12 protein-coding genes are annotated in these 15,554 nt (G+C 35.8%); 4 read left to right on the top strand and 8 right to left on the bottom strand.

The genetic code is table 11. From position 1 onward, the window contains the following. Window positions 1–327 precede the first annotated feature (327 nt). From ACUN0F_RS29175 to ACUN0F_RS29190, 4 genes are all read right to left on the bottom strand, one after another. Window positions 328–1,884, bottom strand: a complete 1,557-nt coding sequence (locus ACUN0F_RS29175; RefSeq protein WP_445540625.1) for a fatty acid--CoA ligase — start codon at window positions 1,882–1,884, stop codon at window positions 328–330. A gap of 205 nt (window positions 1,885–2,089) precedes the next feature. After that, window positions 2,090–3,580 carry a coproporphyrinogen III oxidase gene (locus tag ACUN0F_RS29180; protein WP_445540626.1) on the bottom strand — a complete coding sequence of 497 codons (1,491 nt, stop codon included), beginning with the start codon at window positions 3,578–3,580 and terminating at the stop codon, window positions 2,090–2,092. 142 nt (window positions 3,581–3,722) lie between these two features. After that, entirely contained in the window at window positions 3,723–6,908 is a 3,186-nt protein-coding gene (locus tag ACUN0F_RS29185; RefSeq protein ID WP_445540627.1) for a SpaA isopeptide-forming pilin-related protein, read from the bottom strand. A 394-nt stretch (window positions 6,909–7,302) separates the two neighbouring features. Further along, a complete protein-coding gene (locus ACUN0F_RS29190; RefSeq protein WP_264462319.1) occupies window positions 7,303–8,175 on the bottom strand; it encodes a Cof-type HAD-IIB family hydrolase in 873 nt (290 codons plus the stop codon). 134 nt (window positions 8,176–8,309) lie between these two features. Between ACUN0F_RS29190 and ACUN0F_RS29195 the strand changes: the two genes are divergently transcribed. Then, window positions 8,310–8,927 (top strand): DNA-3-methyladenine glycosylase, encoded by a 618-nt coding sequence (locus ACUN0F_RS29195; protein WP_445540628.1) that lies wholly within the window; start codon window positions 8,310–8,312, stop codon window positions 8,925–8,927. A 152-nt stretch (window positions 8,928–9,079) separates the two neighbouring features. On the opposite strand, the gene alsD is transcribed toward ACUN0F_RS29195, so the two are convergent. Further along, the gene (alsD, locus tag ACUN0F_RS29200; protein WP_445540629.1) at window positions 9,080–9,838 is read right to left on the bottom strand and encodes an alpha-acetolactate decarboxylase; all 759 of its coding nucleotides are present in this window, start codon (window positions 9,836–9,838) and stop codon (window positions 9,080–9,082) included. A 16-nt stretch (window positions 9,839–9,854) separates the two neighbouring features. After that, complete coding sequence (gene alsS / locus ACUN0F_RS29205; protein WP_445540630.1) at window positions 9,855–11,543, bottom strand: acetolactate synthase; 1,689 nt, start codon at window positions 11,541–11,543, stop codon at window positions 9,855–9,857. Between the two features lie 401 nt (window positions 11,544–11,944). Between alsS and ACUN0F_RS29210 the strand changes: the two genes are divergently transcribed. From ACUN0F_RS29210 to ACUN0F_RS29220, 3 genes are all read left to right on the top strand, one after another. Next, window positions 11,945–12,502: a DUF1700 domain-containing protein gene (locus ACUN0F_RS29210; RefSeq protein ID WP_445540631.1), complete on the top strand. Its 558-nt coding sequence runs from the start codon at window positions 11,945–11,947 to the stop codon at window positions 12,500–12,502. A 24-nt stretch (window positions 12,503–12,526) separates the two neighbouring features. Beyond that, window positions 12,527–13,123: an NDxxF motif lipoprotein gene (locus ACUN0F_RS29215; protein WP_264462315.1), complete on the top strand. Its 597-nt coding sequence runs from the start codon at window positions 12,527–12,529 to the stop codon at window positions 13,121–13,123. A 132-nt stretch (window positions 13,124–13,255) separates the two neighbouring features. Further along, window positions 13,256–13,678, top strand: a complete 423-nt coding sequence (locus ACUN0F_RS29220) for a bleomycin resistance protein (protein WP_080468595.1) — start codon at window positions 13,256–13,258, stop codon at window positions 13,676–13,678. 218 nt (window positions 13,679–13,896) lie between these two features. Here ACUN0F_RS29220 and ACUN0F_RS29225 read toward each other — a convergent pair whose 3' ends face one another. Both ACUN0F_RS29225 and ACUN0F_RS29230 read right to left on the bottom strand, forming a co-directional pair. Next, window positions 13,897–14,253 carry a YlbF/YmcA family competence regulator gene (locus tag ACUN0F_RS29225; protein ID WP_000164619.1) on the bottom strand — a complete coding sequence of 119 codons (357 nt, stop codon included), beginning with the start codon at window positions 14,251–14,253 and terminating at the stop codon, window positions 13,897–13,899. A 143-nt stretch (window positions 14,254–14,396) separates the two neighbouring features. After that, on the bottom strand, window positions 14,397–15,533 hold the full coding sequence (locus ACUN0F_RS29230; protein ID WP_033662641.1) for a DUF445 domain-containing protein: 1,137 nt from the start codon (window positions 15,531–15,533) through the stop codon (window positions 14,397–14,399). Window positions 15,534–15,554: the final 21 nt, after the last annotated feature.

The raw sequence follows: 15,554 nt of genomic DNA on the forward strand, positions 1-15,554 counted from the left end.
GACCATTTTGTTCATAAGGTCATCTGATGACTAACTTTCTTTATCTTTCAGCGATAATTCTCCTCTAATAAATTTATTCCACTCTTACTAAATTTATTATTTTAACATCTATACAATCCACCTAAAAAGTTCACAAAACCCTTATTTAAAGCGGATTACATACATTTATAAGCAAAGTGCAAACCCCTAAAAAATATTTTTATATAATAATAGAAGAGAGTTTAAATAGAAGATACACACCATTTTTTCAATCGTTTTCAAAAAAATAAAGCTATCTTTTCTTATTAAAAAAGATAGCTTTATTTGTATAGACAACTGATCTACTCTCTATTGTTTTGCACCTTTCAACGACTCTCTCAAGACAAATTTTTGTAATTTTCCACTCGCATTACGAGGCAGTTCATCCACAAATAAGTAATGACGTGGACGTTTATAATCTGCTAATTCATCACTTTCTTTACAATATACTTCCAAATCTTCTTCTGTAATCGCTTCTTCTTTCTTTACAACAACAGCCACAACACGTTCTCCCCATAATTCATCTGGCTCACCAAGCACCGCAACATCTAATACACCAGGATGACTATGAAGAAAATCTTCAATTTCACGTGGATAAATATTAACGCCTCCGCTAATTACCATATCATCCACACGATCTGCGACGAATAAATAGCCATCTTTATCGAAGTAACCTAAATCACCAGAGTGATACCATCCTTTATACATTGATTTTTCATTTGCTTCTTCTCGGTTATGATAACCAGCCATCATAGTTGGGCCGCGCAAAATAATCTCCCCAACTTCATAAGGAGGCAATACATCATCTGGCTCTGCTGGTGCATCATCGCTTGGTTTTACAATGCGAATTTCATGACTAAAGCATGGTGTTCCCGCTGAACCTGCTTTCGTAATTTGATCTTCTTCTACGAGAAATGCAACAACTGGTCCCATTTCTGTCATTCCGTAAATTTGTACAAGATCAATATAAAGACGTTCTTTACATTCCTTCACTAACGCTGGCGCCATCGCCGCTCCACCATATATACCAATCTTCATCGACGTTAAATCGTACTGTGTTAAATCTTTTTGCAGTAACATATTCCACATCGTCGGTGCTGCAAAAAACGTCGTAATCTTCTCTTCTTGAATCGTATGTAATACTCTATCCGTATCAAAATGATGCAAAATAACATTCTTTCCGCCAACTTGAATGCGCGGAATGATTCCAGCATTTAACTCGCCGCAATGATATAAAGGTGCTACAACAAGTCCGGCACTATCTCTATTATATTTTAAGAAATACGTACAAATCATACTATGCTCGGTCATTTCACGATGACGATGCAATACGCCTTTCGGATGACCTGTCGTACCGCTCGTATACAGCATAGAACAATAATCCATTTCATCAATTTCGATATGTACTTTGTCAGAAGATGCCGCATTTACTTTTTCATGGTAAGAACTTGCATAAGAAGGTGTATCGTCTTCTACATACCAAAAAGACGAATTTGGAAAATCTCGTTCAATGATAGCGACAGTTGATTCAACTGCTTTTTCAAAGACAACGACTTTGGAGGATGCGTCCTGGAGAATATAAGATACTTCTTTTGCTTTTAAGCGAAAATTAATCGGGTTAAAGATCGCACCAATTTTCGCACAGGCTAAGTAAACGCTTACAAATTCACGGCAGTTATATAAGTAAACAGATACAGTATCTCCCTTTCTTACCCCTTCTTCTAATAGAGCTTGCGCCGTTTTATTTATTTGCTCATCCCACTGTTTATACGTCCAGCGAATATTTTTTTCCGGCTCTACTAACGCCTCTTTATTCGGATACTTACCAACCGCTAAATCAAATATTCTCCCTATCGTCATGTACATGCCAACAATTTCCCCCTTTTCTCTTTCATAAATCTATCATTTCGTCCATAAGTAGACATTGTCCTCTAATGATTTGACTAATTTTTCTGATTATTATCGACATAGTTTTACAAACAGTGTGGTTTTTTGGTAAATGAAATTATAGCAACTTACTCACAAAAATATAAAAAAGAGGCTATTCCAAATCGGAACAACCTCCTTCTTCTTATACAAATAGCTCTTCTAAAATTTTCAGTTTGTCTTCTGTATATTTTACGAAGCCATCGTTATATGATTTTGGATCTTTCGGATTTGCGAAGTGCGTAATTGCACCTGTCTTCGGATGAACAAATTTACTTGATGCACCACAACCAAGTCCGATAATCGATTGAACTTCTTCCATAATAACAATGTTATAAATACTTTCTTGCGTCGGCATTGCATAACCAACGTTCTCTAAGTTACCTAAAATATTCTTTTGACGATATAGATAATATGGTACGTAATTATGCTTTTGCGTCCACTCTTCTGCTTCATGCATCATCGCTGTAATTTCTTCGCGACCTGCTACTTTATATTTACGTTTGTTTTGCGTCATTTCAGAAGCACGTTTGAATGATAACGTATGAACTGTTAACGATTCTGGCATTAACTTTTCTGTCTCATCTAACGTGTGCTTGAAAATATCTAACCCTTCACCAGGAAGACCAATAATTAAGTCCATATTAATATTGTTCATTCCCATTTCACGAGCTAAGTGATACTTCTCAATTGTTTCTTCTACAGTATGATGACGCCCAATTGCTTTTAATGTCTCTTGATGGTATGACTGCGGATTAATACTAATACGGTCAATGTTCCATTTATTTAACACTTCTAGTTTTGCTGGCGTAATTGTATCTGGGCGACCTGCCTCAACTGTTACTTCACGCACATTTTTCACATCTGGGAACGCTTCATACATTTCTTCATACAGCATATCCATCTCTTCTGCTGTAATACTTGTCGGTGTACCGCCGCCGTAATAAATCGTCGTAACTGTTACACCTTTTTCTTTTAAAAACTTACCAATTTCACGAACTTCATAATGTAAACCACCTAAGAATGAATCAACAGAGCCTTGGCGTCCGTTAATTGCATACGCCGGGAATGTACAATATGCACATTTTGTTGGGCAGAATGGAATACCGATATAAATACTTACTTCCTCTTTCAAACGGTATAAATCCGGAACTACCGCTAATTGGCAATCAGCAATACGCTGAAGAAGTTCAATTTTCTCTTCATGAATTAAATAGCTTTCACGAAGTTCTTGGTGTGCTTCTTCTTTTGACATACCACTTTGAAGCATTTTATGAAGGAGTTTCGTCGGACGAACTCCTGTTAAAATGCCCCAACTTTGTTCAAGACCAGTTAACTGCTGAAGAACAGAAAGATATACATAAGAAACAACGTGCTTCACTTGCTTCATACGCTCTTTTTCATCTGTGAAAGCAGATAAATCTTTTGCGAAAGTTTCTTCATACACATTTCCAGTAGCAACATCTGTTAAACGAGCAGATGCTTTCACATTCTCTTCAATGTGTATATCAACAATAAGATTTGCTTCCTTTTGTTCAAATCCAATCGTACTATCTTCAAAAAATAAGCCGCCAATATTTTGCAGCGGACGTAAAAAACGATCATCTTGTAGCGTTTTAATTGAAATTAACAACATTATCACCTTTTCATTTGCAAACTCTCTTTAGTTTACTTGAAGGGCGTTTGCAGGTCAATACAGAAGGTTTTACCTTATTTCTTCTATTTAAAAACTTAAAGGCAGAAGAGATGACATTTCTCTTCTGCCTTTTATAAATCTATTAGCTATTTTTAGTCATAAATCTTAAACGCATTCCTAATAACACAAGAATTACACCTATAAATGGAAGGTAATTTGTATTATGCCCTGTAGCTGGAAGTTTTTGATCATTGGAACTGCCTTGCTCTTTTTCTGGTAAGTTAGGCTTTCCTACTTCTTCACCCGGCTTCTCTGTTTCTTCACCTGGCTTCTCTGTTTCTTCACCTGGTTTTTCTGTCTCTTCACCTGGTTTCTCTGTTTCTTCACCTGGTTTCTCTGTTTCTTCGCCTGGTTTTTCTGTTTCTTCGCCTGGTTTTTCTGTTTCTTCGCCTGGTTTTTCTGTTTCTTCACCTGGCTTTTCTGTTTCTTCGCCTGGTTTTTCTGTCTCTTCACCTGGTTTCTCTGTTTCTTCGCCTGGTTTTTCTGTTTCTTCACCTGGTTTTTCTGTCTCTTCACCTGGCTTTTCTGTTTCTTCGCCTGGCTTCTCTGTTTCTTCACCTGGTTTTTCTGTCTCTTCACCTGGTTTCTCTGTTTCTTCACCTGGCTTTTCTGTTTCTTCACCTGGTTTCTCTGTTTCTTCGCCTGGTTTTTCTGTTTCTTCACCTGGTTTTTCTGTTTCTTCGCCTGGTTTCTCTGTTTCTTCACCTGGCTTCTCTGTTTCTTCACCTGGTTTTTCTGTCTCTTCACCTGGTTTCTCTGTTTCTTCACCTGGCTTTTCTGTTTCTTCACCTGGTTTCTCTGTTTCTTCACCTGGTTTTTCTGTTTCTTCGCCTGGTTTTTCTGGACCTTTTTCTTGTTCTTTTTCATTTGTAATTTCAAGATTTTTAACTTCTACTTTTTCATTAGAAATCTTAAATTTAATTTCCTTATCAGATAATTTATATCCTTCTGGTGCATGAACTTCTTTTAAAATGTAATCTCCAGGTTCTAACTTCTTAGAAATTGCTTTACCATTCTTATTTGTTGTTAATGTGTCTATTTTTGTTCCATCTTTCCAAATTTCAAACACTGCGCCAGCTAATGTTTTACCTGTATCATTAGCATCTACTTTTGTAATTTCTAATTGACCTGTAATTTCTTCTTTCACTTTTTCATTCAATACTTCTCGTTTCGCTACTTCATTTGCTACAACGTTTACTTCTACTGTTACTTCTATCGCTTTGTAGCCTTCTGGCGCTTTCGTTTCTTCTAACGTATACTTACCTGGCACTAAGTTTTCGAATTTCACAATGCCGGCTTTATTCGTTGTTTTCGCCTCTCCAACTACTTGACCAGTTTCATTTTTCAGCTTAAATTCTGCACCTTCTAGAACTTTTCCACTCTCTGCATCCTTTTTGATTACTTGTAAGCTTCCTAGTTCTTTTGCGTTTTCTACTTGTACTTGTACTACTTTGTTTGCTTCCACAACGACTTCAATTTCTTCTTTTAATAATGTATATCCTTGTGGTGCTTTCGTTTCTTTTAATGTGTATGTTCCTGGCTCTAATTTCTTAGAGGTTACTTTACCTGTTTTATCTGTTCGTAACGTCTCTACTTTTTTACCATCTTTGTACACTTCAAATTCTGCATCTGATAATACTTTCGCTTTATCTTCTGAATCCACTTTTACGATTTCAAATTGACCTGTAGCTTTTTCAACAATTTTTTTATTCAACACATCTACAGTCACTGTTTTATTAGCAGCTACATCAACATGAACTAAACTAGATGTTAGTTCGTAACCTTTTGGTGCTTCAACTTCTTTTAATGTATATGTTCCAACTGGAAGTTGTTTTGATAAAGCTTCACCTTTACCATCTGTAATAATTGTTTCGATAACGTTCCCATCTTTATCTATAACATCAAATTTTGCACCTGGTAAAAGTTGACCAGATTCACTATCTTTTTTCAATAATTTAAATTGACCATTCTCTACTTTTTTCGTATTCTTCATAACAAATTCAATTATGTTTGTATTATCAATTGTTACTTTTACTGGTGTATCAACTTTTATATATCCTTCTGGTGCACTAATTTCTTTTACAAAATAATCACCAAATGGTAAATCTTTAACTTCCGCAATACCCTTTTCGTTTGTTGTAACAGTAGCCACAACATTATTATCTTTGTCTATAACATCAAATTTCGCATCTTTTAAAACAATATTTTCATCGTTTTCATCAACTTTTTTAATTTGTAAATTTCCTTTTTCAGCAGCCGGCTTTTTCCATTTCGGCCAATTAAATTTAAAATTATGAACCTCAAATCCATCTCTTTGGTGTAATCCACCAACAAAGGCTTGTCCGTTAATAGAGCCACCTTTTGTCTCTACAACTGCATTAGGCGCAAATACACTTCCTACTACACCATATCCTTTAGTTGTTATCTTTGTAGCATTAGGGAACACCCAAATGACTTTACTAGCTAACTCGGTAAAAAAGGAATTAGGATCATATGCTTGAGATGTATTAACTAATGTGAACCCGCCCTTATCTGTTGTATCATACAAGATTGCACCGCCACCAAAACTCACTTCTTCTGCATCTGAATGAATAACAATAAAGTCTTTATTACTTACATTCGGAAGAAAAACGTCTTTTACATCAAATGTTTTCTTTCCATTTTGGCCTGAAGAAACATAAATATTAGGGTTATTTACATCTTCACCGATTCCAAAAGTCATACCAGGTTTTGGTTTATCAGTATGTAATTGGCCCGCATCCTCAATTACACTATCAACGTCTTTTCTAAACTCTTTAAATTTAGCATCAATCTCCGCTTGCTCTTTATATGAGATACGGTCATATGATGATTTCATTGCACCTTCTGGATCACCATCTTTTGTCATCGCCACTGTTCCATCTTGAATAATTACTTGTCCTGTTCCCGCTTTCGTAAATTGACCACCTAGTAATAATGATGGATATCCTTCCTCTACCCATGTTGCTCCAGCTAAGTTATGCGCTCCAGTTGCAGCCGCTAAGACTGTATAACTTGATGCGTTCATATTTTTTTGAATAGCCATCGCACCCTCAATATCCGCACTCGTTGCACTATGATCTCCAAAAATGATTGCATTGTAATAAGATACATCACCTAAACCTTTTAACTCTGTTGTAGCTGCCTCTGCTTTATCTGGTAAATGGATTAAAAAATTCATACATACTAGTAATATAACTATAAAACTACTACTTAATTTTTTTATTTTTTGATTAAATGATTTCCTCAAAAAATTCATTCCCCCTTTTATGATTCTTAAATTTATGAAAAGAAGCTCATTTCATATGTACCAAGCCTTACTCACAATAACTTAAAATCATCCATTTAAATAAAAACAAGAAACTCTACAACTGCTTAATAACATTACTACAATTCATTTTTGAGATAATACGTGAACTAAACTATCATGCGGAAGTATTTTTTGCATATGGAGCTCAACAAAATTAACCTGAAGAATATTTCATGTGGTGTAACTATTTTGGCAACATCACCCACTTTACAACAGTTTTCTAAAGGATTCAAGTAAATTGTATAGATTTCAGACACAATTAACTCGAGTAAAACGCTTTCAATCTTAGGGTAAAACCAAAAGAAAAACGTAGCCAAAAAGCTACGTTTTTCTTTCATCGTTTCGGTGTATTTTTATGATTTTTCAAAAACGGAAGCGGGAATTGCTTACGGAAATGTTCTTTAATCATATACTCTACACCGTTCTCACTATTTGAACGTGTAATCCAATCCGCTGCCTGCTTTAACTCTACAGGTGCGTTCCCCATCGCTACCCCGAGCCCTACATTTTCAATTACTTCTAGATCTTCTAAACTATCTCCAATCGCAACCATTTCGTTTAGCGAAATATTTAAATGCTCTCCAAGCAATTGTAATCCGCGTAATTTTGATACATTTTGCGGCAAGATTTCTATTCGTTTTGAATCACACTCAACATACTCTATATCTTGGAATGCTTTTCGTAATGTATTTAGCCCTCGTTCTTTTTCACCTTTACTTTGGAAAACCACATCAATTTTCGGAGCCGCTACTGGATGATCACGAAGCGCATCACCTAATGAGTCTACAAATTGAACTGGATAAAATAACGGATCTGCACTCGATAATACAGTACGCGCAATTAAGTTTGGTGTATTCCTCTCCCGATTTCCGATTGAAAACCGTTCATGAGAAATGCGGACGTTACAATCGAAGTGCTCTAATACTTGCACGATGTTAAACGTCTTCTCTTCAGATAATCTTTTTTGAACGTACGGCTTATCTAACGTTGCTGAAACGAAAGCACCACCGTGTGTCACTAATATAGAATCTAATTTTAATGCCTTTGCTACTTTATGAGCAGACTGAAAATTACGGCTCGTAAATAATGTAACGTATACGTCTTTTCTTTTCACAAATTCAATTGTTTCTCTTAATCCTTTTGCAATTTTTCCGTTGTTGTATAGTAGTGTCCCATCTATGTTAAGAGCTAGTAAGCGATAAATCATGTCGCACTCCCCCTCTTCGCTGTTGTACTCTATCCATAATTTATGAAATAAATGTAGCAAATAGAACGAGTTAGAATTACTACTGAAAATTTGGTTTACTATATACATATACACTCAGTAAAGGAGATAGTACAATGCAAGCACCACCTTCCTTTTATGAAGGCGATACGTTAGAAGTCGCAAAGAAATTACTCGGACAAAAACTTGTACATACTGTAGATGGAATAAAACGAAGCGGAATCATTGTAGAAGTAGAAGCATATAAAGGTCCCGATGATAAGGCCGCACATAGTTACGGCGGGAGACGAACAGGTCGCACGGAAGTCATGTTTGGTGCACCAGGACATGCTTACGTATATTTAATTTACGGTATGTATCATTGTTTTAACGTCATTACAGCGCCAGTTGGCACCCCACAAGGTGTTCTCATTCGAGCCCTTGAGCCAGTAGATGGAATAGAAGAAATAAAACTAGCGCGCTACAACAAAACCGACGTTACAAAAGCGCAGTATAAAAATTTAACGAACGGCCCTGGCAAACTATGCCGTGCCCTCGGAATTACTTTAGAAGAACGAGGTGTATCATTACAAAGTGATACATTACATATTGAACTCGTCCCAGAAGAAGAACACATATCATCACAATATAAAATAACAGCAGGACCTCGTATTAACATCGACTATGCAGAAGAAGCTGTACATTATCCGTGGCGTTTTTATTATGAGGGGCATCCGTTTGTTTCAAAGAAATAAACGATATCAACGATTTTCCGAATATATCTATCGTAACCTACAATATATCAACGATTTTTCAAATATATCTATCATAACTCAAAATATATCAACGATTCGACAAGGAATATTAATAAAAGAAGACTGTTCCACAATGGAACAGTCTCTCCCTTTTACTCCGCGCCTTCCGCAGTCGCTATATTATCCTCTAAGTTTTCTCTCGATAATTCAGCTGCCATAAAATCAGCTGTTTCTGGAAGTGCTAAATGCATATGAGCTTTTTGACAAATTTGGATCGTACAGTTTTCTACAACATAATCGAAAACATGTCCGCCTCCGCTTCTTGCATCGTCAATGTAATGTAAGTGGAAACCAGCTACACCAATACCTTGCGCGTAATCTGGTGTCCAAAATCCAGCAAGCGTACCTTCTGTATGTTTAAATGAAAAGATTGGTTGTGATTTCGTCACTTCAACGAGCGGTGTATACGGTTTTTCTTGTCTTGGAACAGTTCTCGTTCTTACTTCACGGAATGTACCGTCCATTCGAATCGCGTAAAATAAGTTTTTACTTGGCATTAATTCATGTAATAATGCCTCAATTTCTTCACGATTCATCGAGCGCTCTACTGTATAACTCATTTCTTTTTCAAAAAACGTTACAGTCGCAAACGGTGTTGTTTCTTCCGGTTCTACTTTTTCTGCTGAACCATCTGAACGTAAATGATAAAATTCGTTATCGAATGCAATCATTTCACCATCTAATTGATCAAATGTGCCGATGCCGAAATCACCACGTTCTTTCAATTCCTCAAAGCTAATTACACCATCATATATACCATCTAATAGCGCAAGCATTGTAGATGTTTGATATACTTCATTACTCGTTTTCGTTCTTTTTGCATCAATATCAATGAATTGTGCAACAGTCATCTCAATCATGCCTCCATTAGTTTAATTGGTTTGGTAATAATTTTTCGCTTAATTTAATGTTATCACGGTAATCAATTGGAACATCAATAATGACAGGACCATCTGCTGCTAATGCGGATTTCAATACACCTTCTAATTCATCAGGCGTGTTAACGCGAAGACCTTTTGCACCGAAGCTTTCTGCATATTTCACAAGATCGACATCGCCAAACTCTGTAGCTGATGTTCTACCGTATTTCATCATTTGTTGGAACGCAACCATATCATACGTACCGTCTCTCCATACAAGATGTACGATCGGTGCGTTTAAACGTACCGCTGTTTCTAATTCCATCGAAGAGAATAAGAAACCACCATCACCTGACACGGAAACAACTTTCTTGCCCGGTTCAACTAAAGTAGCAGCAATTGCCCAAGGAAGTGCAACACCTAACGTTTGCATACCGTTACTAAATAATAATCTACGTGGTTCATAAGAACGGAAACATCTTGCCATCCAAATAGAATGTGAACCGATGTCACATGTAACGGTTGTATCGTCACTAATTAAAGAACGAAGTGTACGAATCACTTGAAGCGGATGCGTAACACCTTCTGAAGCACGGTTTGGAACTTCTGCTTGTTCTGATAATTTCGCGCGTAATCGTTCTAACACTGCTTCTGATTTCGTACTTAATACAAGTTTCGGTAATTTTTCTGCAATGCTATTTACTGTTAAAGCGATATCGCCAATTAATTCACGCTCTGGTTGGTAATCATGGTCGATATCCGCTTGATGGTCATCAAGATGAATGATCGTTCTGTCTCCAAGTTTATTCCAGAATTTCGGATCATACTCAATTGGGTCATAACCGATCGAAATAACAAGATCTGCTTCTTCTAGTAAAATATCACCTGGTTGGTTACGGAATAATCCAACGCGGCCAAAGAAATGATCTTCTAACTCACGCGAAATTGCACCAGCTGCTTGATATGTTTCAACGACAGGAAGTTCTGTATCCGCAATTAATTCACGAACGGCTTTCGTCACTTCATTTGTGCTCGCTCTCATACCGAGTAAAATAACTGGTAATTTCGCCGATTTTATTTTTTCTACTACATATGTAATTTCATGTGTGGGAGCGATTCCAAGCTGCGGCTTAGAAAGCGCACCGATAGACTCTACAGTCGTTTCCGCAGTCATAACGTCTTGCGGAAGACTTACTAAAGTAGCTCCTGGATTAGTGGAAGTCGCACTTCGGAATGCATTTGATAGTGCTTCTGGCACATTATCAGGATGTTCTACTTCTACGCTATATTTTGTGATTGGTTCGAATAGTGCAGCATTATCCATAGATTGATGCGTACGTTTTAATCGATCCGTACGTGGAACTGCACCAGCTAAAGCAACAACGGGATCACTCTCCGCATTCGCAGTAACAAGACCTGTCGCTAAATTCGATGTCCCTGGTCCTGAAGTTACAAGACATACGCCCGGTTTCCCTGTTAATCTACCAATAGCAGCTGCCATAAATGCTGCGTTTTGTTCATGACGACAAACAATTAACTCTGGTCCTCTTTCTTGCAGTACATCAAATACAGAGTCAATCTTCGCTCCTGGAATACCGAAAACATGTGTAACACCTTGTTTAATTAAACAATCAACAACAAGATCTGCTCCTTTTGTTTTTGTCTTCACGTCGTTTGCTTTTACACCTGTACTCAAACTAATCATTCCTTTATTTCATAATGTGTGTAATAAAGATTTTTAATTTCACCTAGTTAATTAATGTGGTGAAGTATCTTCTATCATTATATTACAAATGCATTATTTTTCCAAGAATATGAATTTGACATTATTTTGACAACTGCTAAGGAATGCGCTTACAACCCTTTATTTATCCTAAAATAATATTTTTATATCTTCTCTAAAAATGTACAAAAAAACTTTCATCTCATCAAAGTATTAATAAGATTATAGTACCTTGCAAAGAACACTACTAAATGATATATTTGTAAATATTGGAATGCCCAATAATTGGAACACACTTTTTAATTCGTATCCCCCTTTTCAAAAGATAGGATTCTCAGCTGTAATTCATCATTTTATAAAGGAAAGTGATTGTTATGAACAAAAGTGAATTTTTGAAACAACTTAGTTCTGCTCTGCGAAATATGCCTAATGTAGAAAAGAAAGATATTCTTTCAGAGTACGAAACTCATTTTATCAGTGGTAAACAAGATGGGAAATGTGAAGAAGAAATTTCTAGAAAACTAGGAAACCCTAAAACTATTGCTAAAGAACTTACTGTTTCATATGCAATAAGCAATGCTGACAGTAAACGAAGCTTTAAAAATATGATAACCGCACTATTTTCTGTTATGAGCTTAAGTATTTTAAACTTTGCCTTTATCATTATCGCCTTTTTCGTACTACTCTTTTTATTACCTATTATTCTAGCACTTATCATTGCCACTCCAGTATTAATCATTTCACCTATTTTATTAATAGGGTTAGGATTTTTCAAAGGGTTTCATCAAATTAGTTATTCCGACGTTTATAATGTGTTCATCGCTTTTTGTAGCGGTTTACTCATATCCGTCATATGTTACCAAATGGTAAAACATCTATACGCAACTTTAGTAAAGTATTTAAAATGGAATGTAGCTATTTTACAGAGATAATAATGAATATAAAAGGAGATTAAAATGAAGAATTATACTTTATATCTACTCATGTTACTTACAATTTTATTTCTATCAGCTTGTTCAAACAGTGCACAACCTAAGGAAGAAAACGATGTACAATCTATTAAAGATGTAACGATTAAAATTCCAGAAACTATATTCACTTCCTCAAAAAAGAATGAAACGATTAACGAAGACGAAATGAAACAAAATATAAAAACGTATTTAAATTATAGCGGAGAGTTATACGAAAACATCGTTCCACTTTCGTCAGCCATGTCTGACGAGAATGTCACGAAATCCGACCGAGAGAAATTAAAACAACTAGTAAATTTAGCGCAACAAAATGATGCGAACTTCCATGATTTTATTAGTAACAATACGATCCCTGATGATTACAAACAGCCTTCAAAGGAAATTCATGATTACATTTCAGCGTCTACGGCACTTTCAGTAGAACTAGAGCAAGAATTAGACAAAATCGCGCAAGATGGTAACTTATTCAAAACTGATTTTTCTTTTACAAAACGCTTTGAGAAAGTGAATGGTAGGAAGCAAAAAGAAATTGAAACGTTTTTGAAGGAGAAACAGATTGAGACTGAGTATTTCAAGAAATAACAAACAAAAAAGACGTGTGTTGAGATAATAAAGTTGTTTACTTCTTATAGGACTAACGAAGTAGTTTAATAGAAGAAGAATTTATATTGAGTGTTATAATAATCAATAACTTAAGCAAAGGGGGCAGCATTTTTGCACAAACTCAATGCATTAATACCAGAGCTATCAGTTTCAGATATGGAGAAAAGTTTAAATTTCTATTCGGAAATTCTCCTATTTAAAATTGAATATCAAAGACCAGAGGATAAGTTTGCTTTACTGTCTTTAAATGACTGCCAGATTATGATTGAAGAAGTAAATGGTCATTGGAGTACTGGGGAGTTATCTTATCCGTACGGAAGAGGAATCAATTTTCAAATTATCATAAATGATATTGATTCACTATATGATAGTTTGAAAAAGAACGAGTATCCAATTAAATTTGATATTCAAGAGAATTGGTATAGAGCTGATACTAAATTAAAGGGACAAAAAGAATTTTTAATTATGGACCCTGATGGTTATCTATTAAGATTTGTTCAAAATTTAGGTGAAAAAGATGTTGAGGCAGATTAAGCTATGTAAAACAGGATGAAAATTTAGTAAATGGAGCAAGCTACTTTTTTTCAATAAGCGGCATTAGTTGAAGAAGAATTAACCAACTTTATTATTTTTATAAATTAAAGGCTACAACAATTAAATTTAGTAGGTGGCTATTACATTTCTTATACTAAAATTAAACACCTTTATTGTCACTGAAAAAGACGCTCCTATACTAGGAGCGTCTTCTCTCATTACGCTTGTTGTTGCGCGTTATATAATTCTTCAAGTGGCTGCATGATAATTTTGTTAACGTCAGTGATAACGATGTTTAAACGTTGTTCAGTTTCCATTAACTTTGTGATTTTAGCATCTTGTTGAATGCGAGCTACAACTTCTTGTGCTTTTTGGTTATCTTCTTCACTGATTTCTTGACCTTGCATCATTTTTTGTTGTAGGCCAAGTTGCATTGCGCGGAACTCATCGAATAAGTTCTTTGAATTTGCATCACCTTGTACTGCTGCGTAGCTTGCTTTTAATGTTTGGAAATCTTCGTTTTCAGCGATTGCTTTTTGTAATTCATATGCAACATCATGAATGTTTTTTGTCATTTTATTTTTCCTCCTTTAGAAGGCTAGCGCTTATTATGCGCACCGCCTTTTAAGTGCATTTACATACGCACCTCTTCTTACCATATCAAACTATGCAAGAGATGTGAAGAAATTTCACTTTTATTTCTATGTACTTATCTTTACTACATAAGGAACAACAGTAATAGCCCTTGCACGAGTCCAATCATTCCGCCTAATAAGGCACCTAAATACGTGATCATTTTCAGCTCATTTTTTGTAATGGACAGAACTAAATCTTCTAGTCTCTCTGTTGAAAATGTAGACACTTCTTGCTGGACAATTTCCGCAAGATGTAGATTGTTTAATATACTTTCTACGTTTTCTGTCCCCCACTTTAAACCTTTCGTTACTGCACTTGGGACTACCTTTTCCATAATTGTTTCTCGAACTGGCTCACATACTTGCTGCACAGATTGATTTAAAAACTTACTCACTGTTTCCTCCACTTTAACCGCTGACAAAATGGAGCTTACAATCATTTCTTTTTCTACAAACGTTTCTACTTCTTTTACATCTCTTCCTTTTAACTTTTCCCACTCTTTTTGCAGTACGTCAGTTAAAAGTTGCTTTGTGCCATCTTGCCCTAAAAACTTAATAACTTCTGGCTGCACACGATCCACTACACTTACATTCCCTAAAAACATTCCGACTAAGTTAAGTAGCGTTCCCCTAGAAGCAAAGAAATCATCAATCATTTTTGAAAGACGTGCTTTTCCTTCTTCACTCTCAAAGAAACTAATTCCTCGATTTAAAATAAATGCCGAGACATTTGGGATCGTATTCTCTATTTTTTCATGAACAGAATGAGGTAAAGCCTGTTCCCATGTATATGTATAATACTCTGCTAAAAATGCCTCTATTTTTTCTGTAATCACATGTTCGATTTTCCCGGTCGCTTCTTTTTCTACATACGCTACATTCCATTTTTCTAACATATGTCGTAACGACTGTTCATTCGTAATTACTTTATCCACTTCTACTTGTGTCCATTGAATTAAACCTTTTTGAAACTCTTCATTTGTTAGCTTCTTTCCGATTCCTTCTGGTGTTAACAAATGCTCGACAACCATTTTTCCTAATTGAACAGCAAGCTCATCGCGGCGCTTCGGAATTAACCCTGGTGTAAATGGAACTTGAAACTTCCCGATATAAATAGGACGATGAGGACGAAATAACATTTTTATCGCTAAATGATTTGTGAATCCCCCAATAATCGCTCCGAGCCCTGTCGTCGTTAACATACTTAACCATATATTCATTACAATCAACCTTTCGCTTCT

This window comes from Bacillus sp. 1A (genome assembly GCF_052682215.1).

Coding starts and splice junctions, on each gene's coding strand:
- ACUN0F_RS29230 (WP_033662641.1), bottom strand. CDS start 15,533: ATGAATATATGGTTAAGTATGTTAACGACGACAGGGCTCGGAGCGATT.
- ACUN0F_RS29225 (WP_000164619.1), bottom strand. CDS start 14,253: ATGACAAAAAACATTCATGATGTTGCATATGAATTACAAAAAGCAATC.
- ACUN0F_RS29175 (WP_445540625.1), bottom strand. CDS start 1,884: ATGTACATGACGATAGGGAGAATATTTGATTTAGCGGTTGGTAAGTAT.
- alsD (WP_445540629.1), bottom strand. CDS start 9,838: ATGACTGTTGCACAATTCATTGATATTGATGCAAAAAGAACGAAAACG.
- ACUN0F_RS29210 (WP_445540631.1), top strand. CDS start 11,945: ATGAACAAAAGTGAATTTTTGAAACAACTTAGTTCTGCTCTGCGAAAT.
- ACUN0F_RS29190 (WP_264462319.1), bottom strand. CDS start 8,175: ATGATTTATCGCTTACTAGCTCTTAACATAGATGGGACACTACTATAC.
- ACUN0F_RS29180 (WP_445540626.1), bottom strand. CDS start 3,580: ATGTTGTTAATTTCAATTAAAACGCTACAAGATGATCGTTTTTTACGT.
- ACUN0F_RS29215 (WP_264462315.1), top strand. CDS start 12,527: ATGAAGAATTATACTTTATATCTACTCATGTTACTTACAATTTTATTT.
- ACUN0F_RS29195 (WP_445540628.1), top strand. CDS start 8,310: ATGCAAGCACCACCTTCCTTTTATGAAGGCGATACGTTAGAAGTCGCA.